Source organism: Sphingobium sp. TomTYG65 (assembly GCF_055395525.1).
Window position 1 is genome coordinate 464,353 of sequence record NZ_AP027330.1, and the last position, 14,806, is coordinate 479,158.

Sequence of the window (14,806 nt, forward strand, 5' to 3'; positions counted from 1 at the left end):
GTCCGGAATAGAAAGACTTTACGGTGGCCCGCTTTAGGGGCGGATCGTCGCGTCGGCAAGTGTGGCATGGCTGGACAAATGGACTGCTCTTGTCCATCCGCCTCGGCAGGTTGGTCGGTCCCGACCGGCAAGACGGATTGATGACTGAAGGGGTATGGATTGATGGGCAGGCGCAAGCTCGTGGTCGGCAACTGGAAGATGAACGGCCTCCGCGCTCAGTTGGGCGAGGTTGAGGCGATCGGCGGCGTTGCCGCGGAACATCCGGGGGTCGAGGTCGGCCTGTGCCTTCCCGCGACGCTGATCGCCCCGGCGAGCGCAGTGAACGGCGCAGCCTTCGTCGGTGCGCAGGACTGCCATATGAAGGACAGCGGCGCACATACCGGCTGCCTTTCCGCAGCGATGCTGGCCGAAGCAGGCGCGAGCTGGACGATCGTCGGCCATAGCGAGCGGCGGCAAGATCAGGGCGAGAGCGATGCCGATGTGGCGGCCAAGGCGCTCGCGGCAAAGGCTGCGGGCCTGAAAGTCATCCTCTGCGTGGGCGAAAGCCTGGACGTGCGCGATGCGGGCGATGCGGAAAGCGTCGTGTCGGCCCAACTGCTCGCCTCGCTGCCCGAAGGCGCGGCGGCGGACTGGCTGGCCATCGCTTATGAACCGATCTGGGCAATCGGCACCGGACGCATCCCCACGATGGAAGCGGTCGAAGCAATGCACAAGGCGCTGCGCACAGCGCTCGGCGGCCGCATCAGCGAGGGTGAGGCTGGCGCGATGCGCATCCTCTATGGCGGGTCGATGAACGGCGAGAATGCGGCCGAACTGATGGCGATCGAGGATGTCGATGGCGGCCTGGTCGGCGGCGCCAGCCTGACGGCGGCGAAATTCGCGCCCGTGATTGCGGCGGCGGCTTAACTCTCAAATCACCCCCTTCCTTCCACGGGAGGGGGTTTAGTGCGGTTGCCCCCGCCGCCCTTCGCCGCTATGGGCTCCCCAACGCACCCATTGGGACAGATTCCTCGCATGTTCACTTTCATCCTCGTCGTGCAGGCCATTGTCGCGGCCCTGCTTGTCACCGTCATTCTGATGCAGAAGTCGGAAGGTGGCGGCCTTGGTGTAGGTGGCAGTCCGGCTGGGCTGATGTCGGCGCGCGGCGCGGCGGACTTCCTGACCCGTTCGACGACGGTTCTCGCGTCCATCTTCGTGCTGTTGTCGGTGGTTCTGGCGGTGATCGCGTCGGTCCAGCATGCGCCGAGCGATATCGACACCTCATTGGTGAAGCAGGCGCCTGCGGCTCCCGCCGCTCCGGCTCCGGCCCCCGCGAACGCAAATCCGCTTGCCGGTGCAGCGGGCGCGGCCAGCAATGGCCAGGCGGCAAACGGCGCAGTTCCGCTCGCCAACTGATCTTTTCGATCACATTTCCGATCTTTTTTTGCTCGCGCGTGGATTCGCGCGCTTGCCCAACTTGTTTGTAAAAGGCTAAGCCTCCACTCCCATGGCGCGGTATATTTTCATCACCGGCGGCGTGGTCTCCTCGCTTGGTAAAGGCCTTATGGCCGCATCGCTCGCAGCACTGCTGCAGGCGCGAGGTTTCCGTGTGCGTATCCGGAAGTTCGACCCCTATCTCAACGTCGATCCGGGCACGATGAGCCCGTATCAGCATGGCGAAGTCTATGTGACCGATGACGGGGCGGAAACCGACCTCGACTTGGGTCATTATGAGCGCTTCACCGGCGTTTCGGCGCGGCAGTCGGACAATGTGACGCAGGGCCGTGTCTATCAGACGATCATCCAGCGCGAGCGGCGCGGCGATTATCTTGGCGCGACGGTGCAGGTGATCCCGCACGTCACCGATGAGATCAAGGCGTTCGCCGTGGCCGATTCGGACGATCTGGATTTTGTCCTCTGCGAAATCGGCGGCACCGTCGGCGACATCGAATCGCTGCCCTTCATGGAAGCGATCCGCCAGCTGCATAACGACCTCGGCCGCAACCGGTCGATCTTCGTCCATGTGACGCTGGTCCCCTATATCGCGGCGGCGGGTGAGCTGAAGACCAAGCCGACGCAGCATAGTGTGCGCGAACTGACCTCGCTCGGTATCCAGCCCGACATATTGCTCTGCCGCTGCGAACATCCGCTGCCCGACAGCGAGCGCGCGAAGATCGCGCTCTTCTGCAACGTCCGCAAGGAAGCCGTGATCCCGGCGCTCGACGCCAGCAGCATCTATGCCGTCCCCGCACAATATCATGCCGAAGGACTGGACGAGGAAGTGCTGCGCGCCTTCGGCATCGAGGGGGCTCCCAAGCCGTCGCTCGACCGCTGGATCGACATCATGGATCGCCAGCAGAATCCGGAAGGCGAAGTGACGATCGGCGTCGTCGGCAAATATGTCGGCCTGCCGGACGCCTATAAATCGCTCTATGAGGCGCTGACCCATGGCGGCTTCGCCAATCGGGTGAAGGTGAACATCAAGTGGATCGACGCCGAACTGTTCGAGGAAGAGGGCGCGGACATCGCGGCCCGGCTCGAACCCATGCACGGCATCCTGGTCCCCGGCGGCTTCGGCGTGCGCGGGTCCGAAGGCAAGATCGCCAGCGTCAAATTCGCGCGTGAGCGGCGAGTGCCCTTCTTCGGCATCTGCCTTGGCATGCAGATGGCCTGCATCGAAGGCGCGCGGAACACGGCCGGGATCGAAAATGCGTCCACCACCGAATTTGGCGAAACGTCAGAGCCGGTCGTCGGCCTCATCACCGAATGGATGAGCAAGGAAGGTCTGCAGAAGCGCACGGCCGAAACGGATCTGGGTGGCACCATGCGGCTCGGCGCCTATCCGGCGAAGCTCACCGGCAACAGTGTCGTCGCTGGCATCTATGGCGCGAGCGAGATCAGCGAACGCCACCGGCACCGCTACGAAGTCAATGCGGGCTACCGCGATCCGCTGGAAAAGGGCGGCCTCATCTTCTCGGGCATGTCGCCGGACGGCACCCTGCCGGAGATTGTCGAGCGGCCGGACCATCCCTGGTTCGTGGGCGTGCAGTTCCATCCGGAACTCAAGTCCAAGCCCTTCGACCCGCATCCGCTGTTCGCGAGCTTCATCGAAGCAGCGGTGAAGCAGAGCCGGTTGGTTTGATATTTGTACCCGTCACCCCAGCGCAAGCTGGGGTCCGGCCAACGCTTAGCCTCTTGAGATCCCAGCTTGCGCTGGGATGACGATAACGGAAGATAAGGGGGCTAAGCCGCAGGCGTCAGCTTGAGCAGCCGCCCCTGCGACCCTTGCCCGCCATCCTCCAGCAGCCACAGCGCCCCGTCAGGGCCTTGCTCGACCTCGCGAATCCGTGCGCCCATGTCCCACTGATCGGCCTTGGACGCCGTCTCTCCGTCCAGCTTCACCCGCACCAGCGCCTGGCTCGACAGGCCGCCGATGAAGAGGGAATTTTCCCACTGCGGGAACATGTCGCCTGAATAATAGAGCAGCCCCGCAGGCGAAATCACCGGGTTCCACCAGACCTTGGGCGCTTCGAAACCGTCATGCGGGCTGTGATCCGGAATCAGCTTGCCGTCATAATGGTCGCCGTTCGACACCCTGGGATAGCCATAGTTGAGCGCGGGTTTGATCAGGTTCACCTCATCGCCACCCTTGGGTCCCATTTCCTGCTCCCAAAGTCGCCCGTCCTTGTCGAACGCGATGCCTAGCAGGTTGCGGTGGCCGTAGGACCAGATGGCAGGATGAAAGCCCTTTGCCGCGAGAGGGTTGCCAGCAGCGGGCGTGCCGTCGAGGTTCAGGCGCAAGACCTTGCCCAGCGTTGACTTCGGGTCCTGCGCAGGATCGAATTTCTGTCGCTCGCCATTGGTGAAAAAGAGATAGCGGCCATCGGGCGAGAAGGCGATGCGGCCGGAATAATGGCCGTTGCCCTCCACATAGGGCGTGGCGCGGAAGATCGTCCTGACGCCCTCCAGGCGGGCCGTGCCGTCGCTGGCCTGGTTGAAGGCGCCGGTTGCAAGCGCGACGCCCTTGCCCCCGGAGCCGCTTTCCGAAAAGCTGAAATAGACCTTCCTGTCCTGCGCGAAACTGGGTGCGAGGACGACGTCCATCAAACCTCCCTGTCCGGCGCTATCGACCTTTGGGATACCCGCGACAGCTATCTTGGTCCCGTTCCCCGGGTCGAACAGGATCATCTCGCCCGTCTTTTCCGTGATCAGCGCGCGGCCATCGGGAAGGAAAGTCATCGCCCAGGGCGAATCAAAATCCGCAATGATCGAGGTCTTGAACGGCTTGGCGCCCCCCGCTGCGCTATTCTGGCCCTCGGCATTGTCAGCAGAGCAGGCGAGCAGCGCGAGGGGCAGGGCAGCGATCAGGACGCGATTCATTCCAACCTCCGTTCGGGCTGAGCTTGTCGAAGCCCAATGATCGAAGACAATAGAGGCCCTTCGACATTCCAACGAGACAAGTGGCTCGTTGGAACAGGGCGAGCGGAAATGTCTATACTATCGACTGACGAATAATGTTGCAGCTTTGCAGCTTCCCGCATATATCGCGCTTGCTTCCTTACATCGTCAAACATGTCAGGGTCGCGGGCGGGGACGCTCGCGGCGAGGAAAGCGCACATATTCTGTTGGAGACTGCATGGCGGACATCGCCGAACTGACTGCGCTGATCGAACCGGAGGTGAAGGCTCTGGGGTTCGACCTCGTGCGCATCAAGCTGTTCGGGTCGGGTGACGAATATACGCTGCAGATCATGGCGGAAAATCCGGCGACGAAACAGCTCGTCATCGAAGACTGCGCCACCATTTCGCGCCGCCTGTCGGACGTTCTGGACGAGGCTGATCCGATCGAGGAAGCTTATCGCCTCGAAGTCAGCTCACCGGGCATCGACCGGCCGCTGACCCGCCTGCACGACTTCATGGAATGGGCCGGGCATGAGGCGAAGATCGCCACGACCGAAACCGTCGCCGGGCGCAAGAGCTTCCGCGGCGTGCTGAACGGCGTCGAGGGCGAGGATATCCAGTTCAAGGACAATAAGGCCGGGGAGGTCACCATCCCCTTCGCGACCGTGGGTGAGGCCAAGCTCGTGCTGACCGACGCCCTCATTTCTGCTACCATGCCGCTCTCTTCCGAGGGTGCGGACGAGTTTGACACCGAAGAATAAGGGTTCGACTGCCATGGCCAACGCCATTTCCGCCAACAAGGCCGAGCTGCTCGCGATTGCGAACAGCGTCGCCAGCGAGAAGATGATCGACAAGGCGATCGTCATCGAGGCGATGGAAGATGCGATCCAGCGCGCCGCCCGTGCGCGTTATGGTGCGGAAAACGACATCCGCGCAAAGCTTGATCCCGACAGCGGCGACCTGCGCCTGTGGCGCGTCGTCGAAGTGGTCGAGGCCGTGGACGACTATTTCAAGCAGGTCGACCTCAAGCAGGCGCAGAAGCTGAAGAAGGACGCCGTGATCGGCGACTTCATCGTCGATCCGCTGCCCCCGATCGACCTCGGCCGCATCGACGCCCAGTCGGCCAAGCAGGTGATCTTCCAGAAGGTCCGCGACGCCGAGCGCGAGCGTCAGTTCGAAGAATTCAAGGACCGCGTGGGTGAGATCATCACCGGCGTCGTCAAGTCGGTCGAGTTCGGCCATGTCGTCGTCAATCTCGGTCGCGCCGAGGGCGTGATCCGCCGTGATCAGCAGATCCCCCGCGAAGTCGTCCGCGTCGGCGACCGCATCCGCTCGGTGATCCTGAACGTGCGCCGCGAAAACCGGGGTCCGCAGATTTTCCTCAGCCGCGCGCACCCCGAATTCATGAAGAAGCTGTTCGCGCAGGAAGTGCCCGAAATCTACGACGGCGTGATCGAGATCAAGGCCGCCGCTCGCGATCCGGGCAGCCGCGCCAAGATCGGCGTCATCAGCCGCGACAGCAGCATCGACCCGGTCGGCGCCTGCGTCGGCATGAAGGGCAGCCGCGTGCAGGCCGTCGTGCAGGAAATGCAGGGCGAGAAGATCGACATCATCCCCTGGTCGGAAGATACCGCGACCTTCGTCGTTAACGCGTTGCAGCCCGCGCAGGTCGCCCGCGTCGTCATCGACGAGGAAGAAGAGCGGATCGAAGTCGTCGTCCCCGACGATCAGCTCTCGCTCGCCATCGGCCGTCGCGGTCAGAATGTCCGCCTCGCCAGCCAGCTGACCGGCAAGGCGATCGACATCATGACCGAGGCCGACGCGTCCGAGAAGCGCCAGAAGGAATTCGTCGCCCGTTCCGAACTGTTCCAGAACGAGCTGGATGTGGACGAAACCCTCTCGCAGCTGCTTGTGGCCGAAGGCTTTGGCGAGCTGGAAGAAGTTGCCTATGTCGGCGTCGAGGAACTGGCCGCGATCGAGGGCTTCGACGAAGACCTCGCCGCCGAGTTGCAGAGCCGTGCGCAGGAAGCGCTGGAGCGCCGCGAGGCCGCTGCCCGCGAAGAACGCCGGGCGCTGGCCGTTGACGACGCGCTGGCTGATATGCCGCACCTTACCGAAGCCATGCTGGTGACGCTGGGTAAGGCGGGCATCAAGACGCTCGACGATCTGGCCGACCTCGCTACGGATGAACTCGTTGCGAAGAAGCGGGTCGACCAGCGTCGCCGCCGTAGCGAAACGTCGGAAGACAAGGGTGGCGTGCTCGCCGAATATGGCCTGAGTGAAGAGCAGGGCAATGAGATCATCATGGCCGCTCGCGCACACTGGTTCGAAGGTGAGGAAGCCTAAGCGCTCATGCCCTTTGTCGACATCCGTCTGGCCGGAAACGCCACCCGTGAGCAGAAGGCGGCCATCGTCGCCGACGTCACCCAGTCGCTCGTCGAGCGGCTGGGGAAGCCGGCCTCTGCCGTCCAGGTGGTGATTTCGGAAATCTCGACGGAAAATTACGGGTCGGGCGGCATATTGATTGCGGACCGGCCGCCCGCGCCAAAGCTAGGGGAGGACGCCAATGCTGCGGTCACTTCCCGATGAGAGGCTAAAGCCGACATTTAGCGCTGCCATATCCTCACCCCTCCCTTTCAAGGAAGGGGCCGGGGGTGGGTGCGATTGCGAGAGCAATCGCCAGCAACGGTGGTATAGGAAAGGTGGTAACGCGTTTTGCGCGACCCACCCTCGTCCAGAGTCACGCGGCTCTGGACGACTCTCCCTTGAAAGGGAGGGGCTCGCCCGATGACCGAACGCAAATGCATCCTCTCAGGCGACCGCGCTGATCCTGAAGCTTTGATCCGCCTTGCGGTCGGCCCCGAAGGTCAGGTCCTGCCCGACATCCGCGCCAAGGCGCCTGGCCGCGGCGCTTGGATCGGTGTTCCCCGCGCCGAACTGGAACAGGCCCTCGCCAAGGGTAAGCTCAAGGGCGCGCTAGCCCGCGCGTTCAAGACCGGCGATCTGCAGATTCCCGACACGCTGCCAGCGCTTATCGAGGACGGGCTGCGGAAGGCGTTGCTCGATCGGCTGGGGCTGGAAGCGAAGGCGTCCATGGTCCTCACGGGCTCTGAAAAAATCGATGTGGCCTGCCGCAAGGGCGACGTGGTGCTGCTGCTCCACGCGAGCGATGCGGCCGCCGACGGCAATCGAAAGCTCGACCAGGCTTTGCGCGTCGGGCAGGAAGCTGAAGGCACGGATTTGGCAGGCATCGTCTTGCCTGTGGACCGACACGCCCTATCTATGGCAATGGGGCGGGACAATGTCGTCCATATCGCAGTGACCGACTCGCGTGCGGCGTCGCGTCTGCGTGCGGCCATAGGCCGCTTGGAAAGCTATCTGGGTTGCGCTACCGGGGCGCCGGTGCATGGGGAGCAGGACTCCGCCAATGCGCTGGGCGCCTGAGGCCGCATATGAATAAGGCGCCGACGGGCCTTGCCGGTCGGGATGAAGCGAAGGGTACTATTCAGTCGTATGAGTGACAGCAAGGAAGACAAGCCGGTTCTGGGCCGCAAGCCGCTGGGCATCAAGCGGACCGTCGAATCCGGCCAGGTGCAGCAGCAGTTCAGCCATGGCCGCAAGAATACGGTCGTGGTCGAGGTGAAGCGGCGCCGCATCCTGGGCAAGCCGGGCGAAGCCGGCGCGCCCACGCCTGCGCCGCAGCCTGATCCGACCCCGGCGCCCGCTGCGGCCGCACCTGCGCCGCAACAGCCTCAGGCGCGCGCTCCGCAGCCTGCCGCTCCCGCGCGTCCCGCGCCGCCGCAGAGCCTGATGTCGCGTCAGGAACTGCAGGCTAAGCTGCTGCGCGAAGCGGAAGAAGCCCGCATGAACGCGCTTGAAGAAGCGCGCCGCCGCGAGGATGCGCAGCGCATTGCCGCGACAGAGGAAGAAAAGCGCCGGGCCGAGGAAAATCGTCTCGCCGCCGAAGCTGCCGAAGCGGAAGCCGCTCGCCGCGCCGAGGAAGAGGTCAAGGCCGCCAGCGCTGCTCCGGCCGCCGAACCTGCGCCTGCGCCGGTGGAGGACGAACAGCCCGCCGCGCAGCCTGCCGAAGAGCGTTCTGCCGCACCGGCTTCGACCACGCCGCCGCCGCGCCGCTTCACGCCGGTGACGCCGATCAAGCGGCCCGAGCCTGCCAAGCCTGAACGCGCCAAGCGTGGCGACGACAATCGCCGCCAGTCCGGCAAGCTGACCGTCACCCGCGCTCTGGCGGACGACGACAGCGCCCGCGCCCGTTCGCTGGCCGCATTGAAGCGCGCCCGTGAAAAGGAACGCCGCGCCCATTATTCGGGCGGTGCGCAGCAGCGTGAAAAGCAGGTCCGCGACGTCGTCGTGCCTGAAAGCATCACGGTGCAGGAACTCGCCAACCGTATGGCCGAAAAGGGCGCGGATCTGGTGAAGGCCCTGTTCAAGATGGGCACTGCCGTCACGCTCAATCAGCCGATCGATCAGGATACGGCGGAACTGCTGGTCGAAGAATTCGGCCACCGCATCCAGCGCGTGTCCGATGCTGACGTCGAAATCGGCATTGAGGGTGAAGTTGACGCGCCCGAGACGCTGCAGTCGCGTCCGCCGGTCGTCACCATCATGGGCCATGTCGACCATGGCAAGACCTCGCTGCTCGATGCTCTGCGCGGCACAGATGTTGTCGCGGGCGAAAGCGGCGGCATCACCCAGCATATCGGCGCCTATCAGGTGAAGACGGCGGGCGGTGACATCATCACCTTCCTCGACACGCCGGGCCACGAGGCATTTTCCGAAATGCGCGCCCGCGGCGCCAACGTCACGGACATCGTCATCCTCGTGGTGGCGGCGGATGACGGCTTGATGCCGCAGACGATCGAGGCGATCAACCACACCAAGGCTGCCGGCGTGCCGATGATCGTGGCGATCAACAAGGTCGATAAGCCCGAGGCCAATCCCCAGAAGGTGCGCGAGCGTCTGCTGGAGCATGAGGTCATCGTCGAGGATATGGGCGGTGAAACCCAGGACGTCGAAGTGTCGGCGCTCAAGAAGATCGGCCTTGATACGCTGATCGAAAAGATCCTGCTTCAGGCCGAACTGATGGAGCTGAAGGCCAACCCCGACCGCCCGGCCGAAGGCAATGTGGTCGAGGCGCAGCTGGACAAGGGCCGCGGCGCTGTCGCGACCGTGCTGGTCCGCAAGGGCACGCTCAAGGTCGGCGACACCTTCGTCATCGGTGCGGAGAGCGGCAAGGTTCGCGCTCTGATCAACGACAAGGGCCAGAATGTGAAGGTCGCAGGACCCTCGACCCCGGTCGAGGTGCTGGGGCTTTCCGGTGTGCCTCTGGCGGGTGACCAGATGACGGTCGTGGAAAATGAAGCCCGCGCCCGCGAAGTCGCCGCCTATCGTCAGGAACAGGCGACGAAGAAGCGCACCACGGCGGCTCCGACCAGCTTTGAACATATGTTCTCGGCGCTCAACACCACGGTCATCGAATATCCGGTGGTCGTGAAGGGCGACGTGCAGGGTTCGGTGGAAGCGATCGTGTCTTCGCTCAACCGCATCTCGACCGACGAGATCAAGGTCCGCATCCTGCATTCGGGCGTTGGTGCGATCACCGAAAGCGACGTCACGCTGGCCGCCGCCAGCCGTGCGCCGCTGATCGGTTTCAACGTGCGTCCCAATGCCAAGGCGCGTCAGCTGGCGGAGCGCGAGAAGATCTCGCTGCGCTATTATGACGTGATCTATGACCTGCTTGAGGAAGTTCGCGGCGAAATGGCGGGCCAGCTGGCCCCCGAGCGCATCGAAACCATCGTCGGCCGTGCCGAGGTGCTTCAGGTGTTCCCGGCGGGCAAGAAGGACAAGGCGGCTGGTCTGCTCGTCCTCGACGGCATCATCCGCAAGGGCCTGTCCGCGCGCCTTACCCGCGACGATGTCATCGTGTCGCGCACGCACATCGCTTCGCTCCGCCGCTTCAAGGACGACGTTTCCGAAGTCCGCGCCGGCATGGAGTGCGGCGCGGTGCTGCAGGACACGAACGACATCAAGGTCGGCGATACGCTGGAACTGTTCGAGGTCGAAGAGCGCGCCCGGACGCTTTAAGAAAGTGCGTCACCCCAGCGCAAGCTGGGGTCTCGTGCCTCTTGGTCGTCCATGGCCGCCTGAGATCCCAGCTTTTGCTGGGATGACGAGGATTGATCATGGCCCAACAACCTGAAGGCCCCTCCGTCCGCCTGCTGCGCGTAGGCGAACAGGTGCGCCATGTCCTGTCCGACATCCTCCAGCGCGGCGACGTGCATGACGATGTGCTGGCAAAGCATGTCGTCAGCGTCACCGAAGTGCGCATGTCGCCCGACCTGCGCCACGCGACGGTATTCGTGAAGTCGCTGCTTGGTCAGGACGAGGAAGCGGTGCTCAAGGCCCTGCGCACCAACACCGCCTATCTTCAGCGCGAAGTCGCGCACCGCATCCGCCTCAAATATGCGGCGAAGATCAAATTCCTCGCCGATGAGAGCTTCGACGAGGGCAGCCACATCGACCGGCTGCTGCGCGATCCCAAAGTGGCGCGCGATCTTGAACAGCCGGACGATGAGGACTGACGCACCGCGTCTTCCGATGCACGGCTGGATCATCCTCGACAAACCGCACGGGCTCGGCTCGACACAGGCGGTCAGCGCGGTGAAGCGTGCCCTTCGCCAAAGCGGCGCGGGCAAATGGAAGGTCGGCCATGGCGGCACGCTCGATCCGCTGGCGACGGGCGTGTTGCCCATCGCGATCGGGGAGGCGACGAAGCTTGCCGGGCGAATGCTCGATAGCGACAAGATCTATGATTTCACGGTCGCGTTCGGCGCGCAGACCGACACGCTGGATCTGGAAGGGAAGGTGATCGCGCAAAGCGATGTGCTGCCCACATTTGCGCAGGTAGAGGCGGTCTTGCCGCGCTTCACCGGCCCGATCGAGCAAGCGCCGCCAGCCTATTCCGCGATCCTGATTGACGGTCAGCGTGCCTATGACCTCGCCCGGGCGGGGCAGGATGTCGAGATGAAGCTGCGCCAAGTCACGATCCACGCGCTCACCATAAGATCCTCTCCGCCGTCAGGTGGGGAGGAGTTCGCCTCCGTCACCCTCCGCGCCCATGTCTCGAAGGGCACCTATATTCGCAGCCTTGCCCGCGACATCGCGCTGGCGCTCGGCACGGTGGGCCATGTCACCATGCTCCGCCGGGTGAAGGCGGGGCCGTTCACCCTGGAATCCGCGATTTCGCTGGACAAATTGGATGATGCTGCTAGGGGCGGCGGCTTCGGTGGTCTTATGCTGCCGTTGACCGCAGGGCTGGACGACATCCCGGCTCTCGCAGTCTCTCCCGATGACGCATTGGCTCTCCGACAGGGGAAGGTGCTTGTGGGGAAACCGCATACCGGCCTCATGCTGGCGATGGAGGGCGATACGCCCGTCGCGCTGGTCGAAGCCAGTGGCCCGGAAATACGGGTGGTGCGCGGCTTTAATCTCTAATTACAGAAAGGAAGCCGATGTCGATTACTGCAGAGCGCAAGGAAGCGCTGATCAAGGAACATGCCCGCGCTGAAGGCGACACCGGTTCGCCGGAAGTTCAGGTCGCGATCCTCTCGGAGCGCATTTCGAACCTGACCGAGCATTTCAAGGGTCACCACAAGGATAACCACAGCCGCCGCGGCCTGCTGATGCTGGTCAACAAGCGCCGTTCGCTGCTGGACTATCTGAAGAAAAAGGATGCGGGTCGCTATAACGACCTCATCGCAAAGCTGGGCCTGCGCAAGTAAGCCTGCTATAGAAGGGACGGCCCCCCAGTGGGGCCGTTTCCGATTCCGGGACTCTTGCAATTCGGCAAGCTGTTCCGTCCCAGGGGCCAGACGATGCTCCGAAACCGCTGTGGGCCGGTTTAGCCCGCAACACAGGCCCCGCCCGGCAATAGGGCCCGGCGGGCGAAGGAAAATATTATGTTCGATGTAAAGAAGGTATCAATCGAGCTGGGTGGCAAGACCCTCACGCTCGAAACCGGCCGTATTGCGCGTCAGGCTGACGCCGCCGTGCTGGCGACCTATGGCGAGACCGTTGTGCTGTGCGCCGTGACCGCCGCCAAGTCGGTGAAGGAAGGACAGGACTTCTTCCCGCTGACCGTCCACTATCAGGAAAAATATTCCGCTGCCGGCCGCATCCCCGGCGGCTTTTTCAAGCGTGAGCGCGGCGCGACCGAAAAGGAAACGCTGACCAGCCGCCTGATCGACCGTCCGGTCCGTCCGCTGTTCCCCGAAGGCTTCTACAACGAAATCAACGTCATCGCTCAGGTTCTGAGCTTCGACGGTGAAAGCGAGCCCGATATCGTCGCGATGATCGCGGCTTCCGCTGCGCTGACCCTGTCGGGCGTTCCCTTCATGGGTCCGATCGGCGCTGCCCGCGTCGGCTACAAGGATGGCGAATATCAGCTGAACCCGTCGATGGACCAGGTGAAGGAAGGCGAACTCGACCTGGTCGTCGCCGCCACCCAGACCGCGGTGATGATGGTCGAATCGGAAGCCAAGGAGCTTTCGGAAGACGTCATGCTCGGCGCAGTCCTGTTCGCCCATGAAGCGAGCAAGAAGGTCGTCGGCGCGATCATCGAGCTGGCCGAAAAGGCCGCGAAGGATCCGTGGGAAGTCGCCAAGAGCGACGACCTTGATGACCTCAAGAAGAAGCTGAAGAAGCTGATCGGCAAGGACATCGCCGCCGCCTACAAGCTGACCGACAAGTCGGCGCGTTCGAACGCGATCAACGCCGCCCGCGACAAGGCTAAGGCTTTCTTCGCTGAGGAAGGGCTGGACGCGCAGACCGTGATGGCCGGCATCAAGCTGACCAAGAAGCTGGAATCGGAAATCGTCCGCACCGCCATCATCAAGGATGGCAAGCGCATCGACGGCCGCACCACCACGCAGATCCGCCCGATCGAAGCGATGGTCGGCTTCCTGCCGCGCACCCATGGTTCGGCGCTGTTCACCCGCGGTGAAACGCAGGCGATCTGCACCACCACGCTCGGCACCAAGGACGCCGAGCAGATGATCGACGGCCTGACCGGCGTTCATTATGAAAGCTTCATGCTGCACTATAACTTCCCGCCCTATTCGGTCGGTGAAGTCGGCCGCTTCGGCGCGCCGGGCCGTCGTGAAGTCGGCCATGGCAAGCTCGCATGGCGTGCCCTGCACCCCGTGCTGCCCAGCAAGGAAGACTTCCCCTACACCATCCGCGTTCTGTCGGACATCACCGAGTCCAACGGTTCGTCCTCGATGGCGACGGTTTGCGGCGGTTCGCTGTCCATGATGGACGCGGGCGTTCCGCTGAAGCGTCCGGTGTCGGGCATCGCCATGGGCCTGATCCTCGACGGCAAGGACTTCGCGGTTCTCAGCGACATCCTGGGCGACGAAGATCATCTCGGCGACATGGACTTCAAGGTGGCGGGCACCGAACAGGGCATCACCACCATGCAGATGGACATCAAGGTCGCCGGCATCACGCAGGAGATCTTCGAAGTCGCGCTGCGCCAGGCGAAGGAAGGCCGCGCCCACATTCTGGGTGAGATGAACAAGGCCCTGTCCTCGACCCGCACCGAGCTGTCGGCGCACGCTCCGCGCATCGAGACGATCCAGATCGACAAGTCGAAGATCCGTGACGTCATCGGCACCGGCGGCAAGGTCATCCGCGAAATCGTCGCGGAAACCGGCGCCAAGGTGGACATCGACGACGAAGGCGTCATCAAGATCAGCTCGTCCGACCTCGACCAGATCGAAGCCGCCAAGAAGTGGATTCTCGGCATCGTCGAGGAAGCGGAAGTCGGCAAGATCTACACCGGCAAGGTCGTCAACATCGTCGACTTCGGTGCGTTCGTGAACTTCATGGGTGGCAAGGACGGTCTCGTCCACGTCTCCGAAATGAAGAATGAGCGCGTCGAAAAGCCGACCGACGTCGTGTCGGAAGGCCAGGAAGTGAAGGTCAAGGTCCTGGAGATCGATCCGCGCGGCAAGGTTCGCCTGTCGATGCGCGTCGTTGACCAGGAAACCGGCGAGGAACTGGAAGACACCCGTCCCGCCCGCGAACCGCGTGAACCGCGCGGTGATCGCGGCGACCGTGGCCGTGGTCCCCGCCGTGACGGCGGCGACCGTGGTGGCCGTGGCGGCGACCGGGGCGGCGATCGCGGCCCCCGCCGTGACCGTGGTCCGCGCAGCGAAGGTCGTGGCGGTAATGGCGGTGGAGACGATGACGGCTCCAACGCTGGTCTGCCCGACTTCCTGACGCAGGACTGATCGTTCAGCTTCAATGACATGCAGAAAAGAGGGGGCGTCCGGCATCGGGCGCCCCTTTTTCATGCGCGCGAGATTTTCTGATCTGGATCAATTTGCGAGGCCCGAACTTCTGATATC

Annotated in this window: 13 protein-coding genes; 12 read left to right on the forward strand and 1 reads right to left on the reverse strand. The window is 63.6% G+C overall.

Annotated features, from left to right (window positions below; translation table 11 throughout):
* Positions 1-162: 162 nt before the first annotated feature.
* The 3 genes from tpiA to ACZ5Y5_RS02395 all read left to right on the forward strand — a co-directional run bounded on the left by tpiA (position 163) and on the right by ACZ5Y5_RS02395 (position 3,121).
* Positions 163-906 (forward strand): triose-phosphate isomerase, encoded by a 744-nt coding sequence (gene tpiA / locus ACZ5Y5_RS02385; protein ID WP_464809614.1) that lies wholly within the window; start codon positions 163-165, stop codon positions 904-906.
* A gap of 108 nt (positions 907-1,014) precedes the next feature.
* Positions 1,015-1,395 (forward strand): preprotein translocase subunit SecG, encoded by a 381-nt coding sequence (secG, locus tag ACZ5Y5_RS02390; protein ID WP_464809615.1) that lies wholly within the window; start codon positions 1,015-1,017, stop codon positions 1,393-1,395.
* A 91-nt stretch (positions 1,396-1,486) separates the two neighbouring features.
* Positions 1,487-3,121 carry a CTP synthase gene (locus ACZ5Y5_RS02395; RefSeq protein ID WP_464809616.1) on the forward strand — a complete coding sequence of 545 codons (1,635 nt, stop codon included), beginning with the start codon at positions 1,487-1,489 and terminating at the stop codon, positions 3,119-3,121.
* 101 nt (positions 3,122-3,222) lie between these two features.
* Here the strand turns inward: ACZ5Y5_RS02395 and ACZ5Y5_RS02400 are convergent, their stop codons facing one another.
* A complete protein-coding gene (locus tag ACZ5Y5_RS02400; RefSeq protein WP_464809617.1) occupies positions 3,223-4,359 on the reverse strand; it encodes a PQQ-dependent sugar dehydrogenase in 1,137 nt (378 codons plus the stop codon).
* A gap of 256 nt (positions 4,360-4,615) precedes the next feature.
* On the opposite strand from ACZ5Y5_RS02400, the gene rimP reads away from it, so the two are divergent.
* The 9 genes from rimP to pnp all read left to right on the forward strand — a co-directional run bounded on the left by rimP (position 4,616) and on the right by pnp (position 14,689).
* Positions 4,616-5,140 carry a ribosome maturation protein RimP gene (gene rimP, locus ACZ5Y5_RS02405; RefSeq protein ID WP_464809618.1) on the forward strand — a complete coding sequence of 175 codons (525 nt, stop codon included), beginning with the start codon at positions 4,616-4,618 and terminating at the stop codon, positions 5,138-5,140.
* A gap of 13 nt (positions 5,141-5,153) precedes the next feature.
* Positions 5,154-6,725, forward strand: a complete 1,572-nt coding sequence (gene nusA, locus ACZ5Y5_RS02410; protein WP_464809619.1) for a transcription termination factor NusA — start codon at positions 5,154-5,156, stop codon at positions 6,723-6,725.
* 6 nt (positions 6,726-6,731) lie between these two features.
* Positions 6,732-6,968: a tautomerase family protein gene (locus tag ACZ5Y5_RS02415; protein WP_464809620.1), complete on the forward strand. Its 237-nt coding sequence runs from the start codon at positions 6,732-6,734 to the stop codon at positions 6,966-6,968.
* Positions 6,969-7,166: 198 nt separating this feature from the next.
* Positions 7,167-7,823: a DUF448 domain-containing protein gene (locus ACZ5Y5_RS02420; RefSeq protein ID WP_464809621.1), complete on the forward strand. Its 657-nt coding sequence runs from the start codon at positions 7,167-7,169 to the stop codon at positions 7,821-7,823.
* Between the two features lie 69 nt (positions 7,824-7,892).
* Positions 7,893-10,481 carry a translation initiation factor IF-2 gene (gene infB, locus ACZ5Y5_RS02425; protein WP_464809622.1) on the forward strand — a complete coding sequence of 863 codons (2,589 nt, stop codon included), beginning with the start codon at positions 7,893-7,895 and terminating at the stop codon, positions 10,479-10,481.
* A 98-nt stretch (positions 10,482-10,579) separates the two neighbouring features.
* Positions 10,580-10,978: a 30S ribosome-binding factor RbfA gene (rbfA, locus tag ACZ5Y5_RS02430; RefSeq protein ID WP_464809623.1), complete on the forward strand. Its 399-nt coding sequence runs from the start codon at positions 10,580-10,582 to the stop codon at positions 10,976-10,978.
* A gap of 16 nt (positions 10,979-10,994) precedes the next feature.
* Positions 10,995-11,891 carry a tRNA pseudouridine(55) synthase TruB gene (gene truB / locus ACZ5Y5_RS02435; protein ID WP_464810447.1) on the forward strand — a complete coding sequence of 299 codons (897 nt, stop codon included), beginning with the start codon at positions 10,995-10,997 and terminating at the stop codon, positions 11,889-11,891.
* A gap of 17 nt (positions 11,892-11,908) precedes the next feature.
* Positions 11,909-12,178, forward strand: a complete 270-nt coding sequence (gene rpsO, locus ACZ5Y5_RS02440) for a 30S ribosomal protein S15 (RefSeq protein WP_021237747.1) — start codon at positions 11,909-11,911, stop codon at positions 12,176-12,178.
* A gap of 177 nt (positions 12,179-12,355) precedes the next feature.
* Entirely contained in the window at positions 12,356-14,689 is a 2,334-nt protein-coding gene (gene pnp, locus ACZ5Y5_RS02445) for a polyribonucleotide nucleotidyltransferase (protein WP_464809624.1), read from the forward strand.
* Positions 14,690-14,806 lie beyond the last annotated feature (117 nt).